The organism is Corynebacterium sp. H78 (assembly GCF_037572275.1).
Lineage (GTDB): Bacteria > Actinomycetota > Actinomycetes > Mycobacteriales > Mycobacteriaceae > Corynebacterium.
The window spans coordinates 209,186-235,664 of record NZ_JBBHKX010000001.1 but is presented as its reverse complement, the minus strand read 5'-3'; the positions used below and the strand labels follow the sequence as shown (position 1 = coordinate 235,664).

Below are 26,479 nucleotides of genomic sequence, written 5' to 3'. Positions count from 1 at the left end.
TTTCAGCACCCACTTACACAATCGTCAGGGACCCAGGAAGCGTTACATGTGACCTCGACCACCCCTTCACACTTCCCCACCAACTCAACGAAACGTGCCGTATCCCTTTCCTGCCAGCGAGCCACCCACCCCTCAGACACATCCCACACCACACAAAACACCAGTTCAATACAGACGTACTGGCACTCCACACAAAAAGACCCCCACCTCACGGCGGGGGCCTCACTCCGTTTCCACTCACCCCATAACGGGTGACGCAGTTACTTCACTAAAAGCTCAGCAATCTGGATCGTATTCAGGGCTGCACCCTTACGCAGATTGTCGCCAGAAACGACGAAGACCAAGCCACGGCCTTCCGGCACCGACTGGTCAACACGAATGCGACCAACCAGCGACTCGTCGACACCAGCAGCAGCCACTGGGTTAGGCACGTCCACAACCTTCACACCTGGAGCAGCCTCCAGAAGCTTGGTTGCTTCCTCAACAGAAACAGTCTTCTCAAACTCAGCGTGCACAACCAACGTGTGACCCGTGAACACTGGAATACGAACACAGGTACCTGCAACAGCCAGCTCAGGAACGTCGAGGATACGACGAGACTCGTTGCGCAGCTTCTGCTCTTCATCGGTTTCCAGCGTTCCGTCGTCAACGAAATTGCCAGCGACCGGAACAGCATTAAAAGCAATTGGCGCGACGTATGGGCCGAGATCGTCTACCTGCAAAGCAGAACCATCGGTCACTAGCTGCTCCAGAATGTCAGCATTCGCACGAGCCTGACCAGCCAGGGCATTCACGCCAGCAAGACCAGAACCAGACACAGCCTGGTACGAAGAGACTCGCAGACGCTGCAAGTTACCCGCATCGTGCAGTGGCTTCAGCACTGGCATTGCAGCCATCGTGGTGCAGTTCGGATTAGCAACAATTCCCTTAGGAATATCCTGCAAAGCACCCGGATTGACCTCAGACACAACGAGAGGCACCTCGGTGTCCTTACGCCATGCCGACGAGTTATCCACCACAGTCACACCGGCAGCAGCAAACCGTGGAGCCTGCTCCTTTGACAGGGTGCCACCTGCAGAAAACAGAGCAACATCAATGTCTTTCAGATCCTCGTCAGCGGTCGCAGCGACATCTTCAACAACGATGTCCTCGCTACGGAACGGCAAAGTCTTGCCAGCAGAGCGAGCAGACGCGAAGAAACGAACCTTATCTGCCGGGAAGTTACGCTCCTCCAGCAGAGTACGCATAACCTGACCGACCTGGCCAGTAGCACCAACAACAGCAATCGTGGTCATAACAAGAACTCCTTAAACGTTTGCTTAGCGGCCGGTACCGGCGTACACGGTAGCTTCTTCTTCGCCACCGAGCTGGAATGCCTCGTGCAGCGCACGAACAGCATCATCCAAGTCGGTGTCGCTGATCAGGACAGAGATACGAATCTCGGACGTCGAAATCAGGTCAATATTGATGTTCTCATCGGCCAGTGCCTCACAAAACGTCGCAGTGACACCTGGGTGCGACTTCATGCCAGCACCTACGAGAGAAACCTTGCCGACGTGATCGTCGTAAAGCACGTTCTCCCAGCCCATCTGCTCCTGCAGCTTCTTCAGAAGCTCCATTGCGCGCGGACCATCTTCGCGAGGGCACGTGAACGTAATATCCGTGCGGTTGTCCGAAATGCTGGACACATTCTGCAGAACCATGTCGATGTTGATCTCCGCATCCGCAAGAACACGGAACATCTTCGCAGCCTGACCAGCCTTATCGTGAATGCCCAGGACAGTTACCTTGGCCTCCGAACGGTCATGTGCAACACCAGTCAGAACAGCTTCTTCCATTGGAATGTCCTCCATAAATCCATCGACAAGAGTGCCCAATTCATTGCTATACGACGAACGCACCCGCAACGGCACATTGAACGCGCGCGCATATTCGACGCAACGCAACTGAAGAATTTTCGCGCCCACAGCAGCCATTTCCAACATTTCCTCGAAGGAAATCTTGTCCAAGCGCTGGGCATTAGGAACGATGCGCGGATCGGCGGTGTACACGCCATCCACGTCTGAATAAATCTCGCACACATCAGCGTCGAGAGCAGCCGCAAGCGCCACCGCAGTCGTATCCGAACCGCCACGACCCAGCGTGGTCACGTCCTTCGTCTCACGGTTAACACCCTGGAAACCTGCAACCAAGCAAATGTGGCCCTCGTCGAGAGCTTCCCGAACACGACCTGGAGTGACCTCCACAATGCGCGCATTGCCGTGGCGCTCCGTAGTAATAACGCCTGCCTGCGAGCCAGTAAACGACTGCGCCGTCGCACCAAGGCTAGAAATAGCCATCGCAACCAGCGCATTCGAAATGCGCTCACCCGCAGTCAGCAACATGTCCATTTCGCGACCCGGCGGAACCGGGTTTACCTGAGCAGCCAAATCCAGCAGCTCATCGGTGGTATCTCCCATAGCCGAGCACACAACAACTACGTCGTTGCCCTGCTTCTTGGTCTGGACGATACGTTCCGCAACCTTGCGGATACGCTCCGCGTTCTCCAGCGACGAACCACCGTACTTCTGTACGACCAAAGCCATGGTCGGTGACCTCCAATAGACTGCAACGTTTGGCCCGCATAAGAACATACGAGTCTTTGGCAACGATACAACAGTGCAGCCTGTGGCGAAACGCCACACCCTGGGCTAAACACGCGTTTACAGGCTGAAATGCCCTGTTTTCGGCCCGGTATTGCAGACTTCGCCACTCGCACGCTCCGAAGCCCCATCGTTTTCACCCCTATTTGGGAGGGGTATCCCATGATGCGGGACACGGTTGCGCGTGGGTAGTGCTAGCGCGGGGACGTCGCAAAGTTCAGCGTTCCTACAGGTAGGCTCATACACCGTGCATAACCAATTCCTCGCAATTCTGCTCGGCCTCGGGTCCGCGCTCACTATTGCGTGGGGCACTGTCATTCGCCACCGCTTAGCGACGAAGATCCCCGACGGAGCAACAACCCTCGGCGGAGTGTGGACCGTCATTGGCAATTGGGCCTGGTGGGCGGGCGTCACGCTCGCGATGATTGGTTATGGCCTACAAATCGCGGCACTTGGCTTTGGCACGCTGTTGCTTGTTCAGCCACTGCTGGTGATGAGCCTGATGTTCACGCTGCCACTGGCATCGCTGATTGCGGGCAGGCGGGTGTCGAAGTCCGAAACGACGTGGGCGCTGCTGCTGAGTATTGCGGTGACGGTCGTCGTGCTGCTGGGGCGACCACAGCCGGGTGACGTGCGCGTTGAGTTTTCACGATGGCTCCCGAGCCTGGCCGTCGGCGTGGTCGTTTTTGCTGTGATTTATTGGCTGGCCTCGACTATGCTCAGCGAACATAAAGCTCTGCTACTTGGTATCAACACTGGCTGGTTGTACGGATATGTCGCTGTGCTGTCGAAAGCCGTCGTGGATATTTTCTGGGTGGAAGGAGCCACGGAGCTGGCGAAATCCTGGGAGCTGTGGCTACTCATTACGTTGGCTCTGATCGGCGTTGCGGTGCAGCAAGCATCATTTAATGCCGGCGAATTGCGCCTGTCACTGCCGTCCATGACTGCTGTCGAGCCGATTGTCGCCTTCGCCCTGGGATATGTCATTCTCGGCGAACGCTTCCAGGTACACGGCTGGTCGTGGCTCTGGATGGGCCTGGCGGCTGCCATCATGATCGGCTCCACCCTCGCTCTCGCCGGCAACGGCACTCCCCCGCCACGAAAGGCGAAGCGCAGCGAGTTGGCTCGGGCTAAGGCGAGCTAAAAGCTAGATAGCCCACTCAAACGGCACGAGCATAAATGCGCTAAACCACGTCGACACCACCACCCAGGTGACGATGAGCCATGCCGACGTGCGCGTCGTAAAGTTCCGCAACACTGCAGGCACCACGATCAGCAAGAGCACGCCTGACAAAAACAGGCGCGGGCGCGAATGCATCAGGCCATCACTGACTAAGATTTGGCCGATAGCCAGGCAGGAAAACAGCAGTACTGGCCACGCGCGCCCCCAGAGATCGGTGGTGCGAGTGTCGCCGACCAGCGCGCGCACCCACCCCACGAATGCCCACGCAGCGGTGAGGGTGACGGCGATGATGGTTGCAGTCGTCAAGATATAGCCGACGTGCGTCTCCTCGGTGAGGGTTCTGGTGAGCCAGGCGATCGTCGCCACGCCCCCATCAACCCGCGAATCCCAGCCGCGCTCCTGCGCACCGAAGTACCCGCCAACATCCGCCAAATGGGACGACGACCACCACAAATACCCCGCCCAACCCAACGGTGCGATCACTACAGCAACCCACGCCCTCGGATTCCGTCTCGCATTCACCACCACCGCGATCGCCAACACAATGAACAACCCGAGCGCCGTCGAGCGCACCAGGCCCGCCGCAAAAACAAGGGCAGCCGCACCTGCCCACCGCTTATCGACGATCGCCACCAGCCCCCATCCCACCAACGCAAGGAAAAGCGCCTCGGTATACGGCATGAGGAAGGTGATGGTCATGGGGGCGGTCGTCGCGAGGAGGGCGGCGAGGACCGGCGAGAGGGCCGACGCCCGTACCCACGGCATGCGGCGCACCAGTGCTGCAACCGAGAACGCGAAGACCAGGCCACTGACCAGGGAGATCACGATGCCGGCGACCTGGGGCGACAGCGTCGTGACGGTGGAGACAGCCTTCATGAGATACGGCATTCCCGGGAAGAAGGCGAGGGACTGCCAGTGGGTAGGTTCGTCGCCTACCGGAGGAATGTCGAAGTAACCGTGCTCGGCGATGCGAGCGAGCCATTCGGCATCCCACGCGTTGAGCTCGTCCCAGACGAGTGGCCAGATATTACGGGGTACCGAATCGCCATCCTTTGTCGCGTCAGCGAAAATCATGGCGAACAGGACAAGCAACGCGAACGCCCTAGTCGCGACATAGCCCGCGATAACCAGCGTAGCTTCGCTCTTCGCAGCTGGAACGGCTCGAACGGTCTGCGCTCTCTTTTTCAGCATCGCGCTTTCTGTCTGTGCCACACGCCCCTGCTTCCCTCTATTTTTCGCCATCACGATGTTTCACCAGCACCGCGACAATTCACCAAACCAGTGTGACACCACACATTAGAAAGCACCCGGTCACCCACCCTCCCACGTCGATTTCACTACTCCACACCCCCAGAAATGGAAACGTAATCTCACTAAGTGGACAAACACCCCGGGTAATCGTGTATCCTCCATCACATGCAGCGTGCACTCCTTCTTCTGTGCCGCGGCGGGGCTCGATGCTAAATGCTCAAGGCTGGCTCCCCGTCGCGGAGTTTGGTGTGCCGGCCTACTCATAAAGAGCATCCATACATAGCCCGCCCAACTTCTCGCGACATCCGGTTTTCCGGCCATAAATCTCAGCTCCTAGAGAAACGACTTTCTAGGTCCGAGCAACTATCGTCGTGAAGTAGTTGACATTGAAAGGTACGCACCCAATGACCCCTTCAGACGCATTCATCTCCGCACCATCGCAGATTCAGACTCCAGCTGGCGAGATTCCAGCGGATCAGCCTGCATGGAATAAGCAGCGCAACTCGCAGATGCCCGCGAACCGCTACCAGGCTTACGACGTCGAGGTTCAGGACTTCAACCTGCCTGACCGCACGTGGCCAAACAAGCGTTTTACCAAGGCTCCACAGTGGTGTGCTGTCGACCTGCGTGATGGTAACCAGGCGCTGATTGACCCAATGAGCCCGGAGCGCAAGCGCCGTATGTTCGAGCTGCTGGTTCAGATGGGTTACAAGGAGATCGAGGTCGGTTTCCCATCGGCGTCGCAGACGGACTTCGACTTTGTGCGTGAGATCATCGAGAAGAACATGATCCCGGATGACGTCACCATCCAGGTTCTGGTGCAGGCTCGTGAGCACCTGATTCGCCGTACTTTCGAGGCTTGCGAAGGCGCGAAGAACGTTATCGTGCACTTTTACAACTCCACGTCGATTCTGCAGCGTGAGGTTGTGTTCCGTAAGGACAAGGACGCGATTAAGAAGATTGCTACGGACGCAGCCGAGCTGATCAAGTCCATCGCCGCCGATTACACCGGCACCAACTGGCGCTGGGAGTACTCCCCTGAGTCCTACACCGGAACCGAGGTCGAGTACGCCAAGGAAGTTGTCGACGCCGTCACCGCCGTGATGGAGCCAACTCCAGAGAACCCGATCATTATTAACCTGCCATCGACGGTCGAGATGATCACCCCGAACGTCTACGCAGACTCCATCGAGTGGATGGACCGCAACCTGGAGCGTCGCGATTCCATCATCCTGTCGCTGCACCCTCACAACGACCGCGGCACCGGCGTCGCTACCGCTGAGCTGGGCTTCCTGGCTGGCGCCGACCGCATCGAGGGTTGTCTGTTTGGCAACGGCGAGCGCACCGGAAATGTTTGCCTGGTCACGCTCGGCCTGAACCTGCTGACCCAGGGCATCGACCCACAAATCGACTTCTCGGACATCGACCAGATTCGTCGCACGGTTGAATACTGCAACCAGCTGCGCGTCCCTGAGCGCCACCCATACGGTGGCGACCTGGTATTCACCGCATTCTCGGGGTCGCACCAGGATGCTGTGAACAAGGGCCTCGACGCAATGGCCGAGAAGGTTCGCCCAGGTGCCCACACGAAGGACATCACCGACGAAGAATTCAAGAAGGTCGTCTGGGAGGTTCCGTACCTGCCTATCGATCCAAAGGATGTCGGCCGTTCCTACGAAGCCGTCATTCGCGTGAACTCGCAGTCCGGCAAGGGTGGCGTTGCGTACATCATGAAGACCGATCACGGTCTGAACATGCCTCGCGCAATGCAGGTCGAGTTCTCCTCCGTTGTTCAGGCTGTCACTGACGCAGAGGGTGGCGAGGTCAACTCCAAGGCAATGTGGGATATCTTCTCGGGCGAGTTCCTCGACCGCGAGAACCCACTGGAGCAGATCGCAATCACTGTTGACGCACCACAGGTCGAGACCGACGACACCCGCGTCAAGGCTCGCGTCGTTTACAACGGTCAGGAGCAGGTCATCGATGGTATTGGCAACGGCCCACTGGCCGCATACGCGAATGCTCTCGAGTCTCTGAACGTGGACGTCGAGGTCATGGAGTACGTCCAGCACGCTCGCACCGCTGGCGATGACGCCGAGGCCGCTGCCTACGTCCTCGCCGAGGTCAATGGCCAGAAGGTTTGGGGCTGCGGCATCGCTGGTTCCATTACTTACGCATCGCTGAAGGCCGTGACGTCGGCAATCAACCGCGCTCTGGCTTAACGACGAACAATCCCACCGGCGCCCTCGCCCCTCTCACCGGGTAAGCGCCGGTTTTGTCGTATGGTGACTGCTTCCACGGCAGTGCTCGCTAACGCCCTGTCCTCTGCACTACACCGCAGTCTGCGCTTTCCAATTGGCTCAGTGTCTCTTGTGCAGCCCCGAGCTGGCGGACACGACCTGGGGTTTTGCAACTTGCCAGCGGGCTGCAGTGGAGCTACCGGACCGATTTGAAAGCGCAGATCGATCAGCAGGCCGATTTTGGCATCGCCGGTCGCTCCACACACATTCGCAACCTGACATTTTCACCACTCACCTCAACAGTTACGCTTGGACTCATGACCTCGGATGCTCCCAACCCTGCGCGCAAGGAAGCGGAGGCCCGTTCTTCACGACGACGCCGCTCCCGCCGCCGCGCCACCACCAAAGGTGGCTCGCCTCGGCAGACTGTCGCCACTAAGGCCCCAGCTCGAGCCTCGCAGAAGGCCTCACAGGAGCAAGCAACACAGACAACTGCCCCAACCGCAACACAACCGGAAAAGACTGATCAGCAGGAACAACGTCGGGCTGCCCGTGCCACAGAACGCGCCCCCTACGCAGTTCTGGCAATTCAAGCCAACGGCATCCATCCGAAGACGGGGCGAATGGTCAGCATCGCCATCGCGACGCTCGACGCGGCCGGCAATACTGTCGACACCTGGCACACCTCTCTCACCACTGGCGAGGATCCCGGCCCAGTTCATCTGCACGGACTCACCCCGGAAGACCTGCAGGGGTCCCCGAAGTTCGGCACCGTCCTGCCCAAAATCAACGATCTTCTCGACGACCGTACCCTCATTACGCATAATGCGCCGATGACCTGGGGTTTTGTGGTTGCTGAGGCACGAAAAGCCCGTCGTCAAGCAAACCGAGCAAACCGCAACCGACGGGGACGTGGACGGCGCAGCCGTGGTCGCGTGGGCAAGATTCCGACGCCGGTGCGCATCGTGGATACGCTCGAAACTGGGCGCAGGCAGGGAGTCGAGCTGCCGGATACGCGCCTGCGCGGTGTCGCGAGCACCTACGGCATCGAGTGCGCGTCACCGATGGCCAGTACCTCCAATAACGAGGTGGCGGAGCGCGACCGAACGTTGGACGATATTCAGACCACCATCGCGCTATTCAAAGCACAAGGCGGACTTGACGACGACGCCACGCTCGCCGCCTACCCCACTGACCAACTTCGTGCCGACCGAGTCGGACTGCAGCGCAGTACTGTCCGGGTTGATGCGATTGAATCGCCAGCTCAGGCAGATAATCCGGGCAAGTACACGCCTGGTGGCAAGCTGAAGGTGGGCATGGAGTTTGCGGTGGCGCCAGAGGTTGTCATTAATCCAGACGAGCTCATTGAAGCGGGGCTGGCGGTTGGGCTGACGTATTCGGAGAAGGTCACTCGGGAAACGTCAATTCTGGTTTGCAACCACCCCGCGAATATCAAGCCGGAAGATCTGACTGGCAAGGCAATGCACGCGCACCGCAAGGACATTCCGCTGGTCAGCGATGAAGCGTTTCTGCGTCTGGCACGCGAGGCATAAACACCCACAACAGGTAATTCACCGATTTGTGGGTGTGTGGGCGTAAAATTTGCTGCCATGAGTAATGGCAGTAAGCCCAACTTCCTTTCGGGACTAACCTCTGGGCTCGGGTCCAAGGTTCGCTCTCGCCTGGCCACGTCAGCAGCCGACGCTGCAACGTGGGCCTCCCGTAAGTCCGGCCGTGGCGCCGGCGGCATGATCGGCGGTCTGATCGCCCAGAAGATCGATCCGCGCATCATGGCTTCTCTTGGCAAGGGTCGCCCAGCTGCGATCATCACCGGTACCAACGGCAAGTCCACCACGACCCGCATGTTTGCTGCGGCGCTGCGCGATGCAGGGCAGGTCGTCGCAACGAATGAGGGCGGCGACAACATGGATGCCGGTGTCATTTCCGCGCTCCTGGCCGAGCCAAAGGCCGACAGCATTGTGCTTGAGGTCGACGAACTGCACGTCGCGCACATTGCGCAGGACTTGAAGCCACAGGTCATCGTCCTGCTCAACTTGTCGCGTGACCAGCTGGATCGTGTTGGCGAGATCAACAAGATTGAGGCAACGCTGCGCAAGGCAGTGAATGAGAGCCCGCAGGCAACGATCATCGCTAACTGCGACGATCCACTGATTGCCTCAGCTGCGTGGGATGCCGCAAACGTCGTCTGGGTATCTGCCGGTGGCGGCTGGACCAACGATGCCACCTCGTGCCCACGCACCGGCGGTCCAATCATTCGCGACGGCGACAACTGGTACGCCGTTAAGAAGCTTGACGACGGCTCCACCTTCTCCCGCCCCGCCCCAACCTGGTCAATTACCGATGAAGGCGTGAAGTCCCCATACGGCAACGTCATGCCACTGAATCTCACGCTGCCGGGTAATGCGAACCGTGGCAACGCCACCCTCGCCATTGCTGGCGCTGTGGAAATGGGTGCGGAAGCGCTGACGGCGCTGAATGCAACTGAGCAGGTAGAAAACGTTGCTGGCCGCTACTCCACTGTTACCGTGCCGGGCGCAACGCAGACCCGTGGTGGCGCTGAAGTAATTGGCGCAGCTGGCGACAAGGAAGTTCGAATGCTGCTAGCTAAAAATCCCGCAGGTTGGCAGGAAGCTCTGTCGATGGTGGATCGCACCTCCGACGCAGTCGTCATCGCCGTCAACGGCCACGTAGCCGATGGCGAAGACCTCTCCTGGCTCTGGGATGTCAAGTTTGAAGACTTCGGCGATATTACGGTCCTTGCCTCCGGTGAGCGCGGCACGGATCTTTCCGTTCGTCTCCTCTACGCGGGCATCAAGCACACGTTGGTCGCCGATCCACTCGATGCCATTCGTACCTGCACCGATGTCGATCCTTCCCGCCCAACCCGCGTCGAAGTTCTGGCCAACTACACCGCCTTCCGCGATCTGAAGAAGGACATCGAACGCCTGAATTCTGACCGCGTCGACACTGTTCGCGCCGACTCCGAGGAGACCAAGTAATGAGCACCGATAGCACTCTCCGCATTGGCCTTATCCTCCCGGATGTCCTGGGCACCTACGGCGACGACGGCAACGCACTCGTCCTCCGCCAGCGCGCCCGAGCCCGCAATATCGACGCAGAAATCGTGCCAATCCGCCTCGGCGAAGCCGTGCCAGATAGCCTCGACATTTACGCCATCGGCGGTGGCGAAGACGTCGCTCAGTCCATTGCGGCCGAGCACCTTTTAGCAGACGGTGGCCTTGCTCGGGCAGCTGCTTCACGACGTCCCATCCTCGCCATCTGCGCCGGTTTCCAAATTCTGGGCGAATCATTCCGCGCCGGTGACAAAAAGATCGAGGGACTAGGCCTCGTTGACTGCAAGACCGATTCCCTAGCTACTCGCGCAATTGGTGAGATTTGCACGGTGCCTTTTGGGGACGTCGTAAAGCAACCACTGACTGGCTTTGAAAACCACATGGGGCGCACTGTCCTAGGTAAGGACGCGCGTCCGCTGGGCACCGTTGTGCGTGGTGTGGGCAATGAGGGGCCGGAGGTGCAGCCGGGCGAGGATATTGCCAAGCTGAAGGCTGCCGGTGGCGCGGAAGGCGCGGTGCAGGATTCGATTATCTGCACGTACCTGCACGGGCCGGTGCTCGCGCGCAATCCTGAACTCGCGGATGTTCTATTGGCGCGTGCGATGGGCGTTGAATTGACTGAGCTCGCTGCGATCGATCTGCCTGAGTTCGCTGTCGTGGACAAGCTTCGCGACGAACGCATCCACTCCAAGCCACGTCCAAAGAGCGAGCGCTAAGCACGATGTAGACACATCGAAGTACATTCGGGGTTGCCCGCCCGGACACTTATTTACTTCCGTTACCCTTTTGCGCATTCCAGGTGCGATAATTGAGGGGCATTGTTCACCCCCTGGTTGTCGTGACACGACAACCACTCTTAAAGAGCGCAGTCATGGACCGGAATGTACCAGGTGGTTCTACCTCCCCTGGCGACGAAAAGTCGTCAGGGCGGCTCCTGCATGGCAGGTGGGCCCGGTTCAAGGCCGCTTTCGTCGAGATGATGGATCGTCGTGCATTCCTCGACTCCGACGGTAAAGCACTGATCGACTCCTCGTACCAGCTCGAAGAAGCATGGGTACTTCGGGGATTCCTCATCCTCGGGCTGTTCTTTGGCACCTTCCCAGCTCTATGGGGACTTGAAGTTGACCGAGTTGTTGGACATGTATCAGATGCTGATGGATGGATTCAGGCAAGTGCCAGCTCGTTGGAGCGCTTTGGCATCGCAATGAGCACCATCATGGATGTCTTGAGTTTCGATATCGACGGAAACGTTGTCATTCGCTTTCTAGACTTGTTTGTCTTCAATCGCGTTTTCCCACTCCTGGGTCTCATTCTTGGAACCGGATTAGCTTTCGTCTGGATGCAAATTCGACGAGCGGCAAAATTCCCTGAGCAAATGCTTTACCGAGGCATCTTGATGCTGATTACATTGGGAATTCCGCTAGCCGTCGCAGTGCCTGACAATGTCATGATCGGCTTCGCAATCTCCGGGCTCTTTTTTGTGATTCCACTTCTGCTACTGCCAATGAAATGGCAACGACGTGCCATTACGATCATCGGCGCACCCCTCGCAGTTACAGCAGCCCTATTCGGCAGTGTGGAACTGTCGATGGCCGGATTCTTAATGGTTGGTTTCGGCCTGGCGCTACTCCGAATCCCCTGGTTCGTGCGAACAAGGCCATGGATTCCAGCGATGGGGCTGCTGGTGCTCATCCCGATGACATTGGCCGCGCTGTACTGGCAAATCGTGTCGAATTACGAACTAGGTGTACAACAGTCAGTCACGGCCTCTGCACTATCAGCGAACACAGTTGCTGGCGTTATCATGTGCATCACCTATCTATCCATCGTCATGGTGGCAATGTCGACCCCATTGAAAAAGATACTGATAGCTACCGTCGGTGTGCTTGGTAAAGCACCCATGACCAACTACTTGGCAGCGCTCATCGCGGTCAACCTCGTCCGCATGCCACTCGGCACCAGTGGCTACACCATCATTGATCACTTGGATATTTCCGGATCATCTACCCAGGCGTGGGGCCAAGCAATGTACCTCATTGCCCTGATTGCCGTCGCCGACTGGATTATTACCGCGCTGTGGTTCCGCTTCACGCACTTCCAGTTCGGCCCCGCTGAAATGCTGATGCAGGCGATTCACTGGTTCCGGATGGAGCGACTGCCCGAAGCTTCGCAGCTCTCCTCGGCAGCTATTCGACGGGGCGCACTCGAGCATCTTCTCGATATTGACGCTGTGCGTGGGCAATACTCCATCGCCGAATTGCGCCCGCCTGCACGGTCGAAGGCAGAGGCCGCAGCCGCCGACGAAGAAGCCATCCGGCTGGGTTTGTACGGCGAAGAAGGCATCATGAATGGCGGGGGCACTGACGGTACTGCCCCTGAAAGCCCTGACCCGGGAAGCCCCGTCGTTAAATAGTCAATCGCCCGGTTAACGCGCGAGACAATGTCAGCTCGTCGACGAACTCCAAGTCGCCACCAAGTGGCATGCCAGATGCCAACCGAGTGACCTTCAAACCCGGAAAGTCCTTCAACAAACGAGCAAGATACGTCGCAGTTGCTTCGCCTTCAGTGTTCGGGTCGGTCGCGATGATGACCTCATGAATCTCGGGCCCCTTCGCGGGTTCGCCGTCGACCGCGACGTCGTCAAGTACCCCGCCGATGCGCTGCAGAAGTGTGCGCACGTTGAGCTCATTGGGGCCGATGCCGCCGAGCGGATCAAGCGCGCCACCGAGCACGTGGTAGCGGCCGTGGAACTCACCGGTGCGCTCGATAGCTTGGATATCGCGGGCTTCTTCGACGACGCACACCAAACCAGCGTCACGACGATGGTCGCCACAATAGCGACACACCTCATCCTCGGAAATATTCCCACAAATGCGACAGAACTGGACGCCCTCGCGGACCCGGCCGAGCGCAGACTGGAGGCGCGAAATGTCCTCGGGATCTGCTTTCAGCAGGTGAAATGCGATGCGCTGGGCGCTTTTAGGTCCAATTCCGGGCAGGCGAGAAAACTCGTCGATGAGGTCCTGTAATGGTCCTTCAAACAATTTTTTAGAACATGCCGCCCATGTCGCCCAGGCCGCCGAAGCCCTGAGACAGTGGACCCATCTTCTCGTCAGCCAGAGACTGCACCTTCGAGGTTGCGTCCTGGAACGCTGCGAGTACGAGATCCTGCAGGGTCTCGACATCTTCTGGATCAACGATCTTCGGATCGATAGCGATGTTGGTAACCTCGCCCGAGCCCTTCATAGCCAGCTTGACCAAGCCATTGCCTGCTTCACCCTCGATGGTGGTGGCAACGATTTCCTGCTGAGCTGCCTGCAACTGCGCCTGCATCTGCTGAGCCTGCTGAAGGATTGCGTTCATATCTGGCTGAGTCACTGTAATTCCTAACTTTCGCTGCTTTTAACTGCTGATTCTAGCGACCCTCGCGGATTTGGTGCGAGGGCGCGCTTGCTACATCGGTTTCGCGCCGAGCTCCCGCTCCAACAGCTCCATGACAACTTCCTTCATGTCGCGGTGGTCCAACTGGCCAGGGTTCTGAGCCGCTGCGATCATCTCGGCTTCCTCATCGCCAGCTGATGTTTCTACCGGTGGCTCAGCGACGGGCTGCTCGTAGCCGTAGTCATCAGGTGGCACGTCATCGACAGGTTCTGGTGGCAGCGGCACTCCATCGTCCGCTGGCTGCCCAGCGCGCGCCTTCGCCTCAGCGATCTTGCGCAACCTCGCCTCATGACTCTGCTCCTGCTGAGCCCGCTCTGCCTCCGCCTGCTGACGCCGACGCTCCAGAATCTGCTTATACCGCGGCATTTTCTCCGCCGACTGCGCTGGAGTTGCCGACTGCGCCGGCATCGGGTTCTGCTCGGGTTGCGCCTCAGCAGCCGCCGCTTGCTTCCGCACTGCCTCTACTTGACGACGCAGTCCTTCCGGCATCACTTCCCGCGTGGCGGCGGGTTGAGTTCTTGAAGGTTCGTCGTCAGGAGGAGTCGTCGATGGTGCCTGATGATCGCGGGCTCGCGTACCAACTTGGCACTGCACGCGGACATCGATGTGGTGGTGCTGCTGGATCGCGCGAGCCAAGGTCGCTGCATACTCGGGGGCGTTGAGGCGATTCGCCAACGCTCCCGTGTGATGCGCGATGACCAACAGATTATTGGCTTCATCCAATGATAGGGGGCGTGCCTGAGCTGCAAGAACACGAACAGGCATGGCATGTTCACCATCCGTTGCGGCCAGAATGTCAGACCAGGTTGCCTGAATATCGTCAATAGTCAGCGCGGGCTGAACTGGAGCGACGGCCTCTACTTCTGCTGCTGATTCTTCTGGTGCTTCTGTTGGTTCTGCTGCTGCTTCCGTGACAATTTCAGCAGCCTCGCCCGCATCGGCACGACGAGTTGCGGCTTCGCGCTCCATTGCCATGCGTTCGCGCTCGGCACGCTCCTGTTCGCGCGCCAACTCTTGCATCCGCTTGGTTGCTTCCCGAGCCTCCGCCAACTTTCGCAGCTGCTCTGATTGAGCGGTCTGGGCTGGTTGCGCTGGCTTTGGCTCAGGAGTTGGCACCGGCTCAGGAGCTGGCTGGGCAGCTGGCTTAGGAGTCTCCGCTGCACCGCCTTGCTGACGCTGACGAGCTAACCGAGCACGCTGCAACGCCGACAATGGTCGACCGTTTTCGTCGACAGTCGGCACATCATCCATCGATGGCATTGAAGATTCTGGCTCTTCCTTGGCGCCGAATCCTGCAGCCTGTGAAGCAGCCGGAGATGCACCCGCACTTGCCCCACCACCGGCGGGAATTCCCCGTTCCAGAGCCTCGACACGCTGCCATAGCGCCTCTACCGAATCCTCGGCAGCAGGTAGCAACATGCGTGCGCACATCACTTCAAGCAGCAGCCGCGGCGAGGTAGCGCCCCGGAAACGAGACAAACCATCGTTCAGTACTTGGGCGAATCGAGTCAGCGTGCCAACAGGCACTGCCTTCGTCTGCTCGATAAGGACAGGCACCAGATCAGCCGGAACGTCCACCAGCCCCTGTTCCTGCGCAGACGGAAGCGCCGACAATACAAGCAGATCGCGCACGCGCTTCAGCATGTCCTCTGCATACCGCTTTGGATCCTGACCAGACTGAACAACCCGATCAATGACATCGAAAATGGCAGCACGATCGCCCGACGCCAACGCATCGACCGACTCCGACAGCAACGTTTCCTCTGTCACGCCCAGGAGTGGCGCCGCCACCTCATACGTCACGCCATCCGGGCCGGCACCCGCCACCAGCTGATCCAACACGGACAACGAATCACGTGGCGAACCACCACCCGCGCTAATCACCAGCGGATACACATCATCCGCCACATGCACGCCCTCGTGCGCGACTACGCTCTGCAACAAGCCACGCATATCATTCGGGGTTAACAAACGGAACGGGTAATGATGCGTACGCGACCGAATCGTAGGAAGCACCCTTTCCGGCTCAGTCGTCGCAAAGATAAAGATCAAATGCTCTGGCGGCTCCTCCACAATCTTCAGCAAGGCATTAAAACCTTGTGGCGAAATCATGTGGGCCTCGTCGATCACGAAAATGCGATACCGTGATTCGGCCGGCTGAATGATCGCCGTATCCCGCAAATCGCGCATATCTTCCACGCCATTGTGCGACGCAGCATCCAGCTCCGTGACATCCAAATTGCCAGGGCCACCAGCAGCCAACGCAAGACAAGAAACACACTTGCCACAAGGCGTGGGTGTAGGGCCATGCTCGCAATTCAAACTACGAGCCAAAATGCGTGCCGACGACGTCTTACCGCAACCCCGCGGGCCTGAAAACAGATACGCATGATTGATACGGTCAGGCCGACCTTGAGAATCACGGGATTCCAGGGCCAGCGACAGCGGTTCGGTAACGTGCTGCTGGCCTACTACCTCGGCAAACGTCGACGGACGATACTTCCTGTACAGAGCCACGTGCCCAGCCTACCGGTTAGCGTGGAACGCCAACCGAGACTGTTCGAACAGTTATAGGCCAGTGACACTCTCACGCGTAAGGTCGCGCAGGTCAGTGCCCGCAGCGACAAACTTGTGCATCAAATCCTGCGCAGCCATCGAGTACACGCCAGCTTTCGCTAACGGATCAGCCTCCGCACTACCCTCCGCAGCTGTCACCGATGGATGGTGAGCCAAGAACTCAGCCTCATCGTTGGTGATGGGGATGAGCTGCGACATCGTCGTAATGCGACCACCTGGTGACTTCGAATCACCCACGCTCATCGACACCTGGCCGGGAACTTCAGTCACCTGCGGGGCACCCTGGCTCCACAGCGACGGCACGATGCAGAGCAAATGTGGTGTGGTAACACCAGTCTGCGCAGCATCTGGAGCTGCCATGGGAGTAAGAGGTGCAACCGCGTCATCATCGCTGGCACCAGAACCATGCTTGCCACGAACTTCATCATCAGCATGGAGCAACGCGCTCACCGCCGTAGTGATCGCATGCGTGAGAACACGACCAGGCTGCGGATACCACTGCGTCGGAGCTTCCGAAATCATGCCCGCAGCGGTCGCAAGAATCTCGTGTAACGGCAGTTCCTTCGACCCCACCATCACGAGTTCCACACGCACATCCTGCTGATCAGGCGTGCGCAACTCGTAATCAACTCGACTCAAATTCGCGGTAGCAACGGCGGAATCAGTGTCGCTCACCGAAAACTCGGCGATCTGCACTGGAGCCGCGTCGCCCCACACATCGAAACGACCCACGCCGAAAACGCGCCCGGCATGCTCTGAAAGCTGCATGTCACCCGGGAAAATCTGACCGTACCAGTACTTCGTCTCTTCGAAATTCATTGTGAGCCGAGTCTAATCGCTATTCCGACAGCTTTTCTGCAGCCGCCAACAACACACAGGTAGCGACGCCATCCATAGCAGCCTCCAACTCCTCCATCGGAGGCAGCGATGGAGCCAAGCGGATATTGCGATCGTTCGGATCGTCCTTCAATGGGAACGACGAACCCGAGCCCGTCAGCGCAATGCCCGCTTCCTTCGCCAACTCAACGACACGAGCAGCCGTGCCATCAACGACATCCAACGAAATGAAGTAGCCACCAGCAGGCTTCGTCCACTCGGCAACTCCGTACGCAGACAGGCGCTCATCCAGAATGCTCAACACCTTCTCGAACTTCGGAGCCAGCGACCCAGCATGACGACGCATCTGCGCCTTCACACCCTCCACATCGCCAAAGAACTTCGCATGAGCCAGCTGATTGATCTTGTTCGGACCAATGCCACGAATATTCGAGTGCTTCAGGTAATCGTCCAAGTTCTCGCGCGAGGACATGTAAAACGCCACGCCCGCGCCCGCCAACGTAATCTTCGACGTCGACGTAAACACCCAGAAACGATTCGGATTACCGGCTTCCTCCGCCATCTTGATGACGTTGTAGTTCTCCGGGAACTCGTCGGTAAGCGTGTGCACCGCATACGCATTGTCCCAGATCAGGCGGAAATCAGGCGCAGCCGTTGGCATCTCCGCGAGACGGCGGCAGGTCTCCTCCGAGTACGTCACACCCGTTGGGTTCGAGAACACAGGAACGTTCCACATGCCCTTGATCTGCGGGTCCGCAGCAACAAGCTTTTCGACGATGTCCATGTCAGGTCCATCCTCAAGCAAAGGCACGGTGATCATTTCGAAACCGAAGTGCTGAGTAATGGAGAAGTGACGATCGTAACCAGGAACCGGGCAAATCCACTTCAGAACTGGTTCCTCGCCCCATGGGCGCTCCGAGTCCTGGGTGCCGAACTGCATTGCCCAGGAAATCAGGTCGAACTGAATGTTAAGGCTGGAAGCGTCGCCTGCCAGCACGTTCTCGACTGGAAGACCCATGAGGTCTGCCCAGATCTGACGGATGTCGATAATGCCCTCGGCGTTGCCGTAATTGCGGGCATCTTCGCCTGCAGCAGTGGTGAAGTCCGCCCCAGGCAGGGACAACACGTCGTTAGCGAAATCGAGCTGCTCTGCGGAAGGCTTACCGCGCGTGAGATTCAGCTTCAGATTTCGAGCTTTCAGGTCCTCGTACTGCTTGAGCAGCTCATCCTTCTGAGCAGCGAGTTCGTGCGAATCAAACGAATCGAGCTTCATGTCACGCTTCCTTAACTTCTAACAATCGGGATTGCCATGTACGTGGCTGCGAGGTTCAAAGTAAGACGCGAGTTGGATGAGCTCGTAGCTAGACGAGCTGCGCGAATGAACTGCGTCAAATAAAAACCACTGCACCCTAAAAGATAGAGCAAATGACACATTATTGACACAGCAGGCCAAGAAAGCCGGAAACCGAGGAAACGGGACCCAAACAAAAAAGGGGACCCCACGTACCCGCCAGAGCCCGCTGACCCTTGCTGCATTCCTGCCCTGGGGGAGTTCACGAGATGGACGCCACATGGGATCCGGACTCCGATGCTACTACATCGCAGACGGCCTACCAAGTCTCGGCGGGCAGCTTGGGCGACGGGCGTCGTAAAGCAAAAGGCATATGAAAAGTGGGGCGCGAAGTTCCGCCTCCCTACTCTTCTCCAGCGGTCACCATCGAAATGGGAGATGGGTTACCTCGCACTGTCGTGACCGTGAAGCTGGCCATATGAGAAAGGTATCGATCGTCAGATGCTTCGACCGGAGTGCCATCGAGAGCAAACGCTCGACGACGTACTCGCAGTAAAGGAGTTCCCTCTTGCACTCCAAGAAGCTCTGCGTCCTCCGTATTCGCAGCCACAGCGTCAATAGTTCGCGTGGCGTATGAGATATCCACTCCCGACTCCGTGAGGTGACGGTAAATAGAACCGGAATCGGTATCAAACGTCAAAACATGTTGGCCAACTTCGAGCGGGTAATTAAGGCGCTCCACCATTGCTGGCTCGCCATCCATCAATCGCAGTCTAAAAACCGACACGATCTGGTCTGAATCCGAAATCTCGAGATGTGCAGCGAGCTCAGCTCCAGCTCGCCGTCGAGTTACCCATTGCGTATGCTGACCAGGCTCAACACCGGAATTCTGACACCATTGAGAAAACGAGATAACACCATCGAACGACTGCGTGGGGACGGTGTCTAACACACGGGTGCGCCGGCCCTGCCCTGATGAAACAAGTCCTTCGTTTCTTAACGTCGAGATCGCTTGCCGAATAGTGCCCCGCGCACAATCAAATTGTCTGCACAGCTCTGACTCCGATGGAATGGCAGAGCCTGGAGCCAATTCACCGGCACGTATCTGTTTCCGCAGATGCGCGGCGATCTCCTGATGCTGTTGACGTCTAGACACTACTCTGTACAAGCCTTTCCGGGGCCAAGAATTTGTTTGCCAAACTGGTCTATCTCGCTACTATCTTAATCAAACCTCAGACAAACTAGGTTACATTTTGGTTAACAGTTGACCAACTTGTCTAGTCAGGTATAGACATGCGGGTATACAAGTAGCCACAATAGAAGATGTGAAAACAGATCTCATCGTCATTGGTGGCGGAATCATTGGACTTGCAACCGCCTTCCTAGCCCACAATCAAGGTCTTTCAGTGCGCGTGATTGACCGATCCGAACGCCCTGTCGGCTCCTCCATCATGAATTTTGGCCACGCCTGCTTTACGGGTCAGGCTGATGACGTTCAGGATATCGCTCTGACCTCCCGCAATGGCTGGCTCCAGGCGGCAGAGAAAACTGGACTGTGGGCCGCCCAATCCGGAACCTACATCCCGGCAATGACCCAAACCGAAATGCAAGTACTTGAGGAATTCGCAGATCACCGTGGTTCCGAACAGGTAACCCTCATCGACTCCGCCACAGTTGCTGACGCAATCGGCAACCCAGACCTGAACTGCCTAGGTGGCGCCCATTTGCCGCTCGACATGCGCGTCAACCCCCGCGAAGCAGCGCCACGTATCGCCAACTGGCTCGAAGAGCAAGGTGTCAGCTTCAATTGGCGACACGAGGTGCGCAGCACCGCCCACGGAATCGCACACACAAACCGCGGCGACTTCGAAGCTGAGCGCGTCATTTGCTGCCCAAATTACTTCCTCACTCAACTCTTCCCTGAACTAGCTGATGAGCATGAAGTTCGCATCTGCACCCTGACAATGGCTCTCATTGAGCGACCTGAACGCATTCGCTCAGACATTGCCCTCTTCACGGGCACATCCCTTGCCCGCTATGACGGTTTCTCCACGATGACCAGCATCGACGCACTCAAATCTGAGCTCGCCCAGCGGGAACCCGAGCTGGTCGGCTGCATCGCAAATTTGATGGCAACGGGCATTACAGAAGGCCTCTTTATCGGAGACTCACACGAGTACGATCTTTCGCCCGAACCTTTCATTGACCAGGAGCAATCTCAACTTCTCATTGATAAAGCCACCGAATATTTCGGCATTAAGAATCCACGTGTGATTCAGCGCTGGCAGGGTCGCTATTCAGATTCCCGCTCAACAAACCTGGTGCTAGAGCAACCCGACCCCCAGACAACTGTCCTCGTAGTTACGTCTGGAATTGGTATGACGATGTCGTTTGGCGTAGCCGATCTCGCCCTCAATGGGCAGATCCCAACCAGAGCCTAAATGAACACCGGATTACTTGTATATGAATTCTCGCCACTCGACTAGACAAGTTAAAAGTTCCAGGCAAGAATCACTGTTGTATGGAACGCCCACCGACCGACTATTCGCTGTTCCGCTCCCCCCTCCCCGCCTCCACGAAGGGTCCATCATGAAGTTCACCAAGTTTTTCGCCGCACTCGCAATCACCGCGCCACTTCTCGTTGCATGTGGCTCCGGCTCCAATGACGCTGCAGGAGATGACACCATCACATTCGCTGCAGTTCCCGCTGAATCCTCCCAGTCCCTCCAGTCTGACTTCGAGAACCTTGCCAAGCTGATTGAGAAGGAAACTGGCAAGAAGGTTGAGTTCCAGAACGCCTCTGACTACGCAGCGGTCATCGAGGGACAGCGCGCAGGCAAGATCGATCTCGCCTCGTATGGCCCATTCTCGTACGTCATCGCAAAGGACTCCGGAGTTCCAATTAGTCCAATTGCGGCTCCGACCAGCGACGAATCTAAGGCTCCTGCTTACACCTCTCTCGCCTACGTCAAGAAGGATTCTGACATCAAGTCCCTGAAGGACCTCAAGGGCAAGAAGGTTTGCTTCGTCGACCCAGGTTCGACGTCGGGCTACCTCGTGCCAATGAAGGGGCTGATGGACGAGAAGATCAATATGGATTCCGACCTGGATGCCATCATGGCCGGTGGCCACGATGCTTCGCTGATCACCTTGAACGACGGTGGCTGTGACGTTGCATTCGCTCATGACACCATGCTCTCTACGCTTGAGAAGTCCGGCCAGGTCGACAAGGGCTCGCTGAAGTCGATTTGGGAATCTGACCCGATCACCGAAGACCCGATCGCTGTCAACACCGACACTGTCGATGCTGAAACTGCAGACATCATCACCAAGGCGCTCCGTGAAAAGGCAAACAAGCCTGCGCTGGTTGAAGCTGGAATCTGCACGTCTGAGGAAGACTGCACCCTGCCAGAAGAGATCGAGTGGGGATACCTCGAGGTCAACGACTCTGACTTCGATTCCATTCGTGAAATCTGCAAGGTCACCAAGGCAGACGCTTGCGAAGCGGTTTCGTAGCCACCATCTAGTCGAAGGATTTTCCTCATGTTGACTCCTGAGCTGCAGCGCGAAGTCGATGCACAGTATGCCGTCCAGATTCAGAATGTCACCAAGGACTTTGGTGGCGGTGTTCTCGGCCTCGACAACGTGAAGCTGGGTTTCCGCACTGGAGAAATCACTGTTCTTCTCGGTTTGTCCGGTTCCGGCAAGTCCACCCTTTTGCGCCACATCAATGGCTTGCACACCCCGTCACAGGGCACGATCCGAGTCCTGGGTCAGGACGTTGACACGCTCAACAAGCGTGAACTCCGTGACCTCCGTAAAGATATCGGAGTCATCTTCCAGTCTTTCAACCTCGTTGGACCTATGTCTGTGCTGGAAAACGTCTGCACCGGCGCACTTGGCTCGCTCAAGGGCCCTCGTCTGTCTTTGATGATGTACCCAAAGGCAATCAAGCAGGAGGCACTCGAAGTCCTCGATCGCGTGGGACTTGCAGATCGCGCTCATCAACGTGCAGATACTTTGTCTGGCGGTCAGCAGCAGCGTGCTGCCATTGCTCGCGCTTTGATGCAGCATCCAAAGATCCTGCTTGCCGACGAACCCGTCGCCGCACTCGACCCGGTGTCATCCAACTCTGTCATTACGCTTCTCGAGCAAATCTGTCGCGAAGATAATCTGACGGTCATTGCGTCGCTCCACCAGGTTCAGTTGGCCATCGATTTCGCTGACCGTATCGTCGGACTCCAGTCCGGTCGCGTTGGTTTTGATCGCTCGACCGAAGGAATGTCTGCCGAAACCGCAACGGAGATCTATGAGTCCGTTGCAGTTGTCCCCGCTGAATCAATTACTGCGGAGGCATAAATGAGCACTCTGACTCGGGTTCCTGTTCAGGCACCACCAAAGCCAAAAAAGAATGTCAACGGCATGGCAGCTTCGCTTGTGCTGCTGCTTCTTGTGGTGGTTGGTGCCTGGTCGGTTCAGTCAATTGGCATCAACATCGCTACGCTGGCCGAATCCGCTGACAATGCGTCCAATTTCGTAGCGCGAATGTTCCCTCTCGAGTTTCCGCCAGCGGCGGAACTCGCAAGCATGATTTTCGAGACTCTTGCCATCGTCTTCTTGGCGACGCTCCTGTCCGTAATCCTTTCCATCCCCGTAGCGCTCTGGGCTGCCCGGCCAACAACTACTGGTCGTGGCGTGCAATGGACATCGCGCGCTGTCATCGTGCTGGCCCGAGCAATTCCCGACCTCGTACTCGCAATCATCTTTATGCGCATGTTTGGTCTCGGGGCACTCGGCGGCATCTTGGCAATGGGTATTCACTCTGTTGGCATGGTCGCGAAGCTCTACTCCGATGCAATCGAAGAGCTTGACGACGGCCCGCGTGAATCAATTGAGTCAATCGGTGGCACCCGTGGCCAGCAGATTTGGTCAGCGATTCCGCAAGCTCTGTTGCCGCAGCTCATCGCAACTGCTCTGCACCGCTTTGACATCAACCTTCGCACCTCAGTTCTGCTTGGTTATGTAGGTGTTGGTGGCATTGGTATGGCCATCGCGGACAGCCTGCGAGTGATGAACTACCGACAAGGCATGGCGCTCGCATTTGTCGTGCTGGTGTTGTGTATTGCTGTTGAGCTTCTCTCAGGTGCGCTGCGAGCAGCCATCATGCGCAAGTCAGGTGCCACGTCAAAGACATCCTCGTGGGCAGACAAGCTCTTCAACAACGCAGCCCCGTCCACTACCTCTGTGAATCCGCCCTGGAACCTCGCGCGTATCCAGCGCTTGTTCACCATCGTGGTAGTCGTCGTCCTGACTATCGCGGCCCTCGGGAAAACAAACCTTTCGGCTTCTCAATTCTTCACGGGACTAGCTGAACTTCCCTCGACGTTGGGGCTGTTCTTGCCACCGTCGTCAGGCGGTATCGCTGAGGACATCTTCATGCTTCTGCTCGATACCCTGCAGATTGCTTTCGCTGCGACATTCCTCGGTGCCATTCTTGCCCTACCAATCGGCATTCTTGCTGCTCGGAATGTTGTGGCCAATAAGTGGGTACACAATTTTTTCCGCGTCTTGATCGTGGTGATTCGAGGCATTCCTGAGCTGATTCTGGCGATCATCTTCGTTGTCATCTCCGGTCTGGGTGCGGTAGCGGGAACGCTTGCACTTGCACTCGGCGCAGTCGGCCTGTTGTCGAAGCTCGTTGCAGATTCGCTTGAAGAAACCAACGTTGATGTGCAGGAAGCAGTACGAACTACAGGTGCCAGCGAAGTTCAGATCTTCTTTGCTTCAACTATCCGCCAGGCGGCGCCCGCGTTCGTCGCGCACACCCTGTACCTGTTGGACACCAATATTCGCTCTGCCACCTTGCTGGGTGTTGTCGGAGCCGGTGGCATCGGCTTCCAGCTGCTCAACGCCTCTCGTGTCAACCAGTTTGATGTAGTCACGTACATCCTCATCTTGATGGTCATCGTGGTTCTGCTGGTCGAAGCGCTTTCTATGTGGCTTCGCAAAGCTGTCCGATAGCCATCCCCAACCTCTAAAGAAGGAAACTCAATGTACAAACTCGCCATTTTCGACATGGCCGGAACAACTGTGAACGATCGCGATGAGGTCTATCGAGTCCTCCGCGCATCGGTCGAACGCGAAGGCGCAGCTTTTTCCGATGAGACTTTCCAGGAATACATGGGCACCGAAAAGCACTGGGCTATCGGTCGTCTGCTTTCGGTTGGTGGCATCGATGTCACAGACGAGATTCACGAACGTGCGTGGCAGTGGTTCCGGGAAGAACTCGCCCGTACGTACACTGAGCAGCCACCAGAGCCGATTCCAGGCATTGAGGAGATGTTCAAACAGCTCCGCAGCCGTGGGGTTAAGGTCGCGTTGACCACCGGCTTCTCCCGCGAGATCACTGATCTCATTTTCTCTGCCATGGGCTGGGACAAGGGCATGATCGATGCCTCCGCAGCTGGTGACGAAGTTTCCGCCGGCCGCCCAGAGCCCCTGTTGATTCAGCGAGTGATGAATGAACTCGACATCACTGACACTTCCGAGGTCATTAGCTCCGGTGACACCCAGGCAGATGTCCTCTCTGCGCAGCGTGCCGGTGTTACCAGCGTCGGTGTCCTAACTGGGCACCTTACTTCAGCGCAGTTCACGGAATACGGGGCAGATCATGTCCTGTCCTCTGCCGCCGAAATCACCACCCTCCTGGATTAAGAGATGACCCTCCCTGCAGAGCCCGTCAACGCCTTAGTCTGGGCTGGCGGGTCGAACTTTGAATTTGTCGCGCTTCCCTTGCCTCTTCTCGGCGAAGGCGAGTCACTTGTTCGCTTAACGACGTCGACGCTGTGCGGTTCAGACCGCCACACGGTGTCAGGTCGCCGTTCACAACCATGCCCGAGCATCTTGGGGCATGAGGGGGTGGGAATCGTACAAGATACTCGCAATCCCGATCTAGTGGTAGGTCAGCGTGTGACATTCTCGGTGATCGCACCGTGCTTACAGTGCGATCGCTGCATGTCTGGACGCACTGCAAAATGCAGGGAGGTTCTCAAAACGGGACATGAACCGATTCACGGTAAATGGCCACTTTCGGGAACCTATTCCACCCACATTCTGCTGCGTAAAAACCAACTCGTTGTGGACGTGCCCGATGCCTTAGCTGACGCTCCTGCTTCCGTTTCTGCTTGTGCCGGAGCAACGGTCATGGCTGTGCGCGAAGCAGCGTGTACTTCCGCGCAGACGTTTGAGAACAAGCGTGTTGTCGTCATGGGTGTTGGCATGCTTGGGCTCATTGCAGTTGAGGCCGCTGTTCGAGATGGCGCAGCATCAGTGATCGCCGTCGATCTCAGCGAAGAGCGACTTCGCTGGGCACGCGACGTTGGTGCTACTGAAACGCTGACTCCGGACGAGTATGCCACCACTGCTCTACCGGAATCGGTCGATATCTCACTAGAATTTTCGGGGACGCCGGCTGGTGTGAAAGCGTGTCTCGCTCCACTGGATATCGGAGGAACCGCCGTATTGGCGGGAAGCGTTGCGGACTCGCCGAATACACAGATCAACCCGGAGTGGCTTGTGCGTGGCTGGCGCACAGTTACGGGCGTCCACAACTACGAGCCCCGTCATCTTCAACAAGCAGTCGATTTTCTCGCTTCAAGCTCGATTCCCTGGGACGAAGTTATCGGCGAGCCGATCGCGCTTAGCGACGTTCCAGGCGCATTCAGCACGCCACCTAACGAAACGATGCGGACAGCCATACGAATCGACAGCTGACGGCCTTTCTGAAAAATAACAAAACCCCCGCCTTGGCGGGGGTTTTGCGTATGTGGCGGAGGATGTGGGATTTGAACCCACGAGGGATGTGACTCCCGCACGCGTTCCAGGCGTGTGACATAGGCCGCTAGTCGAATCCTCCAACGAAG

Annotated in this window: 21 protein-coding genes, 1 tRNA gene, 1 other RNA gene and 1 pseudogene; 12 read left to right on the top strand and 12 right to left on the bottom strand. The window is 57.5% G+C overall.

All coding sequences use genetic code 11. From position 1 onward, the window contains the following. Positions 1–260 precede the first annotated feature (260 nt). Together WG934_RS01075 and WG934_RS01070 are read right to left on the bottom strand one after the other, a co-directional pair. Positions 261–1,295: an aspartate-semialdehyde dehydrogenase gene (locus WG934_RS01075; protein WP_339988349.1), complete on the bottom strand. Its 1,035-nt coding sequence runs from the start codon at positions 1,293–1,295 to the stop codon at positions 261–263. Positions 1,296–1,319: 24 nt separating this feature from the next. Then, complete coding sequence (locus tag WG934_RS01070) at positions 1,320–2,585, bottom strand: aspartate kinase (protein WP_339976690.1); 1,266 nt, start codon at positions 2,583–2,585, stop codon at positions 1,320–1,322. 304 nt (positions 2,586–2,889) lie between these two features. Here WG934_RS01070 and WG934_RS01065 point away from each other — a divergent pair, with 304 nt between their 5' ends. Next, the gene (locus tag WG934_RS01065) at positions 2,890–3,786 is read left to right on the top strand and encodes a DMT family transporter (RefSeq protein ID WP_339976688.1); all 897 of its coding nucleotides are present in this window, start codon (positions 2,890–2,892) and stop codon (positions 3,784–3,786) included. A 3-nt stretch (positions 3,787–3,789) separates the two neighbouring features. On the opposite strand, the gene WG934_RS01060 is transcribed toward WG934_RS01065, so the two are convergent. Next, entirely contained in the window at positions 3,790–5,037 is a 1,248-nt protein-coding gene (locus WG934_RS01060; protein WP_339988347.1) for a hypothetical protein, read from the bottom strand. A 443-nt stretch (positions 5,038–5,480) separates the two neighbouring features. Between WG934_RS01060 and leuA the strand changes: the two genes are divergently transcribed. From leuA to WG934_RS01035, 5 genes are all read left to right on the top strand, one after another. Continuing rightward, a complete protein-coding gene (leuA, locus tag WG934_RS01055) occupies positions 5,481–7,298 on the top strand; it encodes a 2-isopropylmalate synthase (RefSeq protein WP_339976684.1) in 1,818 nt (605 codons plus the stop codon). Positions 7,299–7,633: 335 nt separating this feature from the next. Continuing rightward, entirely contained in the window at positions 7,634–8,869 is a 1,236-nt protein-coding gene (locus WG934_RS01050; protein ID WP_339988345.1) for an exonuclease domain-containing protein, read from the top strand. A gap of 57 nt (positions 8,870–8,926) precedes the next feature. Next, positions 8,927–10,336 carry a MurT ligase domain-containing protein gene (locus tag WG934_RS01045; protein ID WP_339988343.1) on the top strand — a complete coding sequence of 470 codons (1,410 nt, stop codon included), beginning with the start codon at positions 8,927–8,929 and terminating at the stop codon, positions 10,334–10,336. Further along, positions 10,336–11,127, top strand: coding sequence for a type 1 glutamine amidotransferase (locus WG934_RS01040; protein ID WP_339988341.1), 792 nt, complete (start codon positions 10,336–10,338; stop codon positions 11,125–11,127). Before WG934_RS01045 ends, WG934_RS01040 begins: the two co-directional genes overlap by 1 nt. 155 nt (positions 11,128–11,282) lie before the next feature. Then, positions 11,283–12,824, top strand: coding sequence for a DUF418 domain-containing protein (locus tag WG934_RS01035; protein ID WP_339988339.1), 1,542 nt, complete (start codon positions 11,283–11,285; stop codon positions 12,822–12,824). On the opposite strand, the gene recR is transcribed toward WG934_RS01035, so the two are convergent. The 8 genes and pseudogenes from recR to WG934_RS00995 form a co-directional block, all read right to left on the bottom strand. Next, positions 12,817–13,455 carry a recombination mediator RecR gene (recR, locus tag WG934_RS01030; protein WP_339988337.1) on the bottom strand — a complete coding sequence of 213 codons (639 nt, stop codon included), beginning with the start codon at positions 13,453–13,455 and terminating at the stop codon, positions 12,817–12,819. The genes WG934_RS01035 and recR overlap by 8 nt on opposite strands. 4 nt (positions 13,456–13,459) lie before the next feature. Then, positions 13,460–13,789 carry a YbaB/EbfC family nucleoid-associated protein gene (locus WG934_RS01025; protein WP_339976670.1) on the bottom strand — a complete coding sequence of 110 codons (330 nt, stop codon included), beginning with the start codon at positions 13,787–13,789 and terminating at the stop codon, positions 13,460–13,462. A gap of 75 nt (positions 13,790–13,864) precedes the next feature. After that, positions 13,865–16,369 (bottom strand): DNA polymerase III subunit gamma and tau, encoded by a 2,505-nt coding sequence (locus WG934_RS01020; RefSeq protein ID WP_339988335.1) that lies wholly within the window; start codon positions 16,367–16,369, stop codon positions 13,865–13,867. A gap of 51 nt (positions 16,370–16,420) precedes the next feature. Next, the gene (locus WG934_RS01015) at positions 16,421–17,248 is read right to left on the bottom strand and encodes a hypothetical protein (protein ID WP_339988333.1); all 828 of its coding nucleotides are present in this window, start codon (positions 17,246–17,248) and stop codon (positions 16,421–16,423) included. A gap of 19 nt (positions 17,249–17,267) precedes the next feature. After that, positions 17,268–18,539: an aminotransferase class I/II-fold pyridoxal phosphate-dependent enzyme gene (locus WG934_RS01010; protein WP_339976666.1), complete on the bottom strand. Its 1,272-nt coding sequence runs from the start codon at positions 18,537–18,539 to the stop codon at positions 17,268–17,270. A 215-nt stretch (positions 18,540–18,754) separates the two neighbouring features. Further along, positions 18,755–18,849: signal recognition particle sRNA small type (gene ffs, locus WG934_RS01005), an RNA gene on the bottom strand. Positions 18,850–18,960: 111 nt separating this feature from the next. Continuing rightward, positions 18,961–19,509, bottom strand: a complete 549-nt coding sequence (locus WG934_RS01000; protein ID WP_339988379.1) for a GntR family transcriptional regulator — start codon at positions 19,507–19,509, stop codon at positions 18,961–18,963. Between the two features lie 9 nt (positions 19,510–19,518). Continuing rightward, positions 19,519–19,713, bottom strand: a pseudogene (locus WG934_RS00995) (GntR family transcriptional regulator); the annotation flags it as partial. A gap of 160 nt (positions 19,714–19,873) precedes the next feature. Between WG934_RS00995 and WG934_RS00990 the strand changes: the two are divergent. The 6 genes from WG934_RS00990 (at position 19,874) to WG934_RS00965 (ending at position 26,330) form a co-directional block, all read left to right on the top strand. Further along, on the top strand, positions 19,874–20,998 hold the full coding sequence (locus tag WG934_RS00990) for a TIGR03364 family FAD-dependent oxidoreductase (protein WP_445228163.1): 1,125 nt from the start codon (positions 19,874–19,876) through the stop codon (positions 20,996–20,998). A 148-nt stretch (positions 20,999–21,146) separates the two neighbouring features. Next, positions 21,147–22,073, top strand: a complete 927-nt coding sequence (locus WG934_RS00985; protein WP_339976663.1) for a phosphate/phosphite/phosphonate ABC transporter substrate-binding protein — start codon at positions 21,147–21,149, stop codon at positions 22,071–22,073. Between the two features lie 27 nt (positions 22,074–22,100). Further along, positions 22,101–22,916, top strand: coding sequence for a phosphonate ABC transporter ATP-binding protein (gene phnC / locus WG934_RS00980; RefSeq protein WP_339976661.1), 816 nt, complete (start codon positions 22,101–22,103; stop codon positions 22,914–22,916). Continuing rightward, the gene (gene phnE, locus WG934_RS00975; RefSeq protein ID WP_339988329.1) at positions 22,917–24,578 is read left to right on the top strand and encodes a phosphonate ABC transporter, permease protein PhnE; all 1,662 of its coding nucleotides are present in this window, start codon (positions 22,917–22,919) and stop codon (positions 24,576–24,578) included. A gap of 30 nt (positions 24,579–24,608) precedes the next feature. Continuing rightward, positions 24,609–25,271: an HAD hydrolase-like protein gene (locus tag WG934_RS00970; protein WP_339988328.1), complete on the top strand. Its 663-nt coding sequence runs from the start codon at positions 24,609–24,611 to the stop codon at positions 25,269–25,271. Between the two features lie 3 nt (positions 25,272–25,274). Further along, entirely contained in the window at positions 25,275–26,330 is a 1,056-nt protein-coding gene (locus tag WG934_RS00965; RefSeq protein ID WP_339988327.1) for a zinc-binding dehydrogenase, read from the top strand. A gap of 53 nt (positions 26,331–26,383) precedes the next feature. Here the strand turns inward: WG934_RS00965 and WG934_RS00960 are convergent. Then, positions 26,384–26,472, bottom strand: a tRNA-Ser gene (locus WG934_RS00960). Between the last annotated feature and the right edge of the window lie 7 nt (positions 26,473–26,479).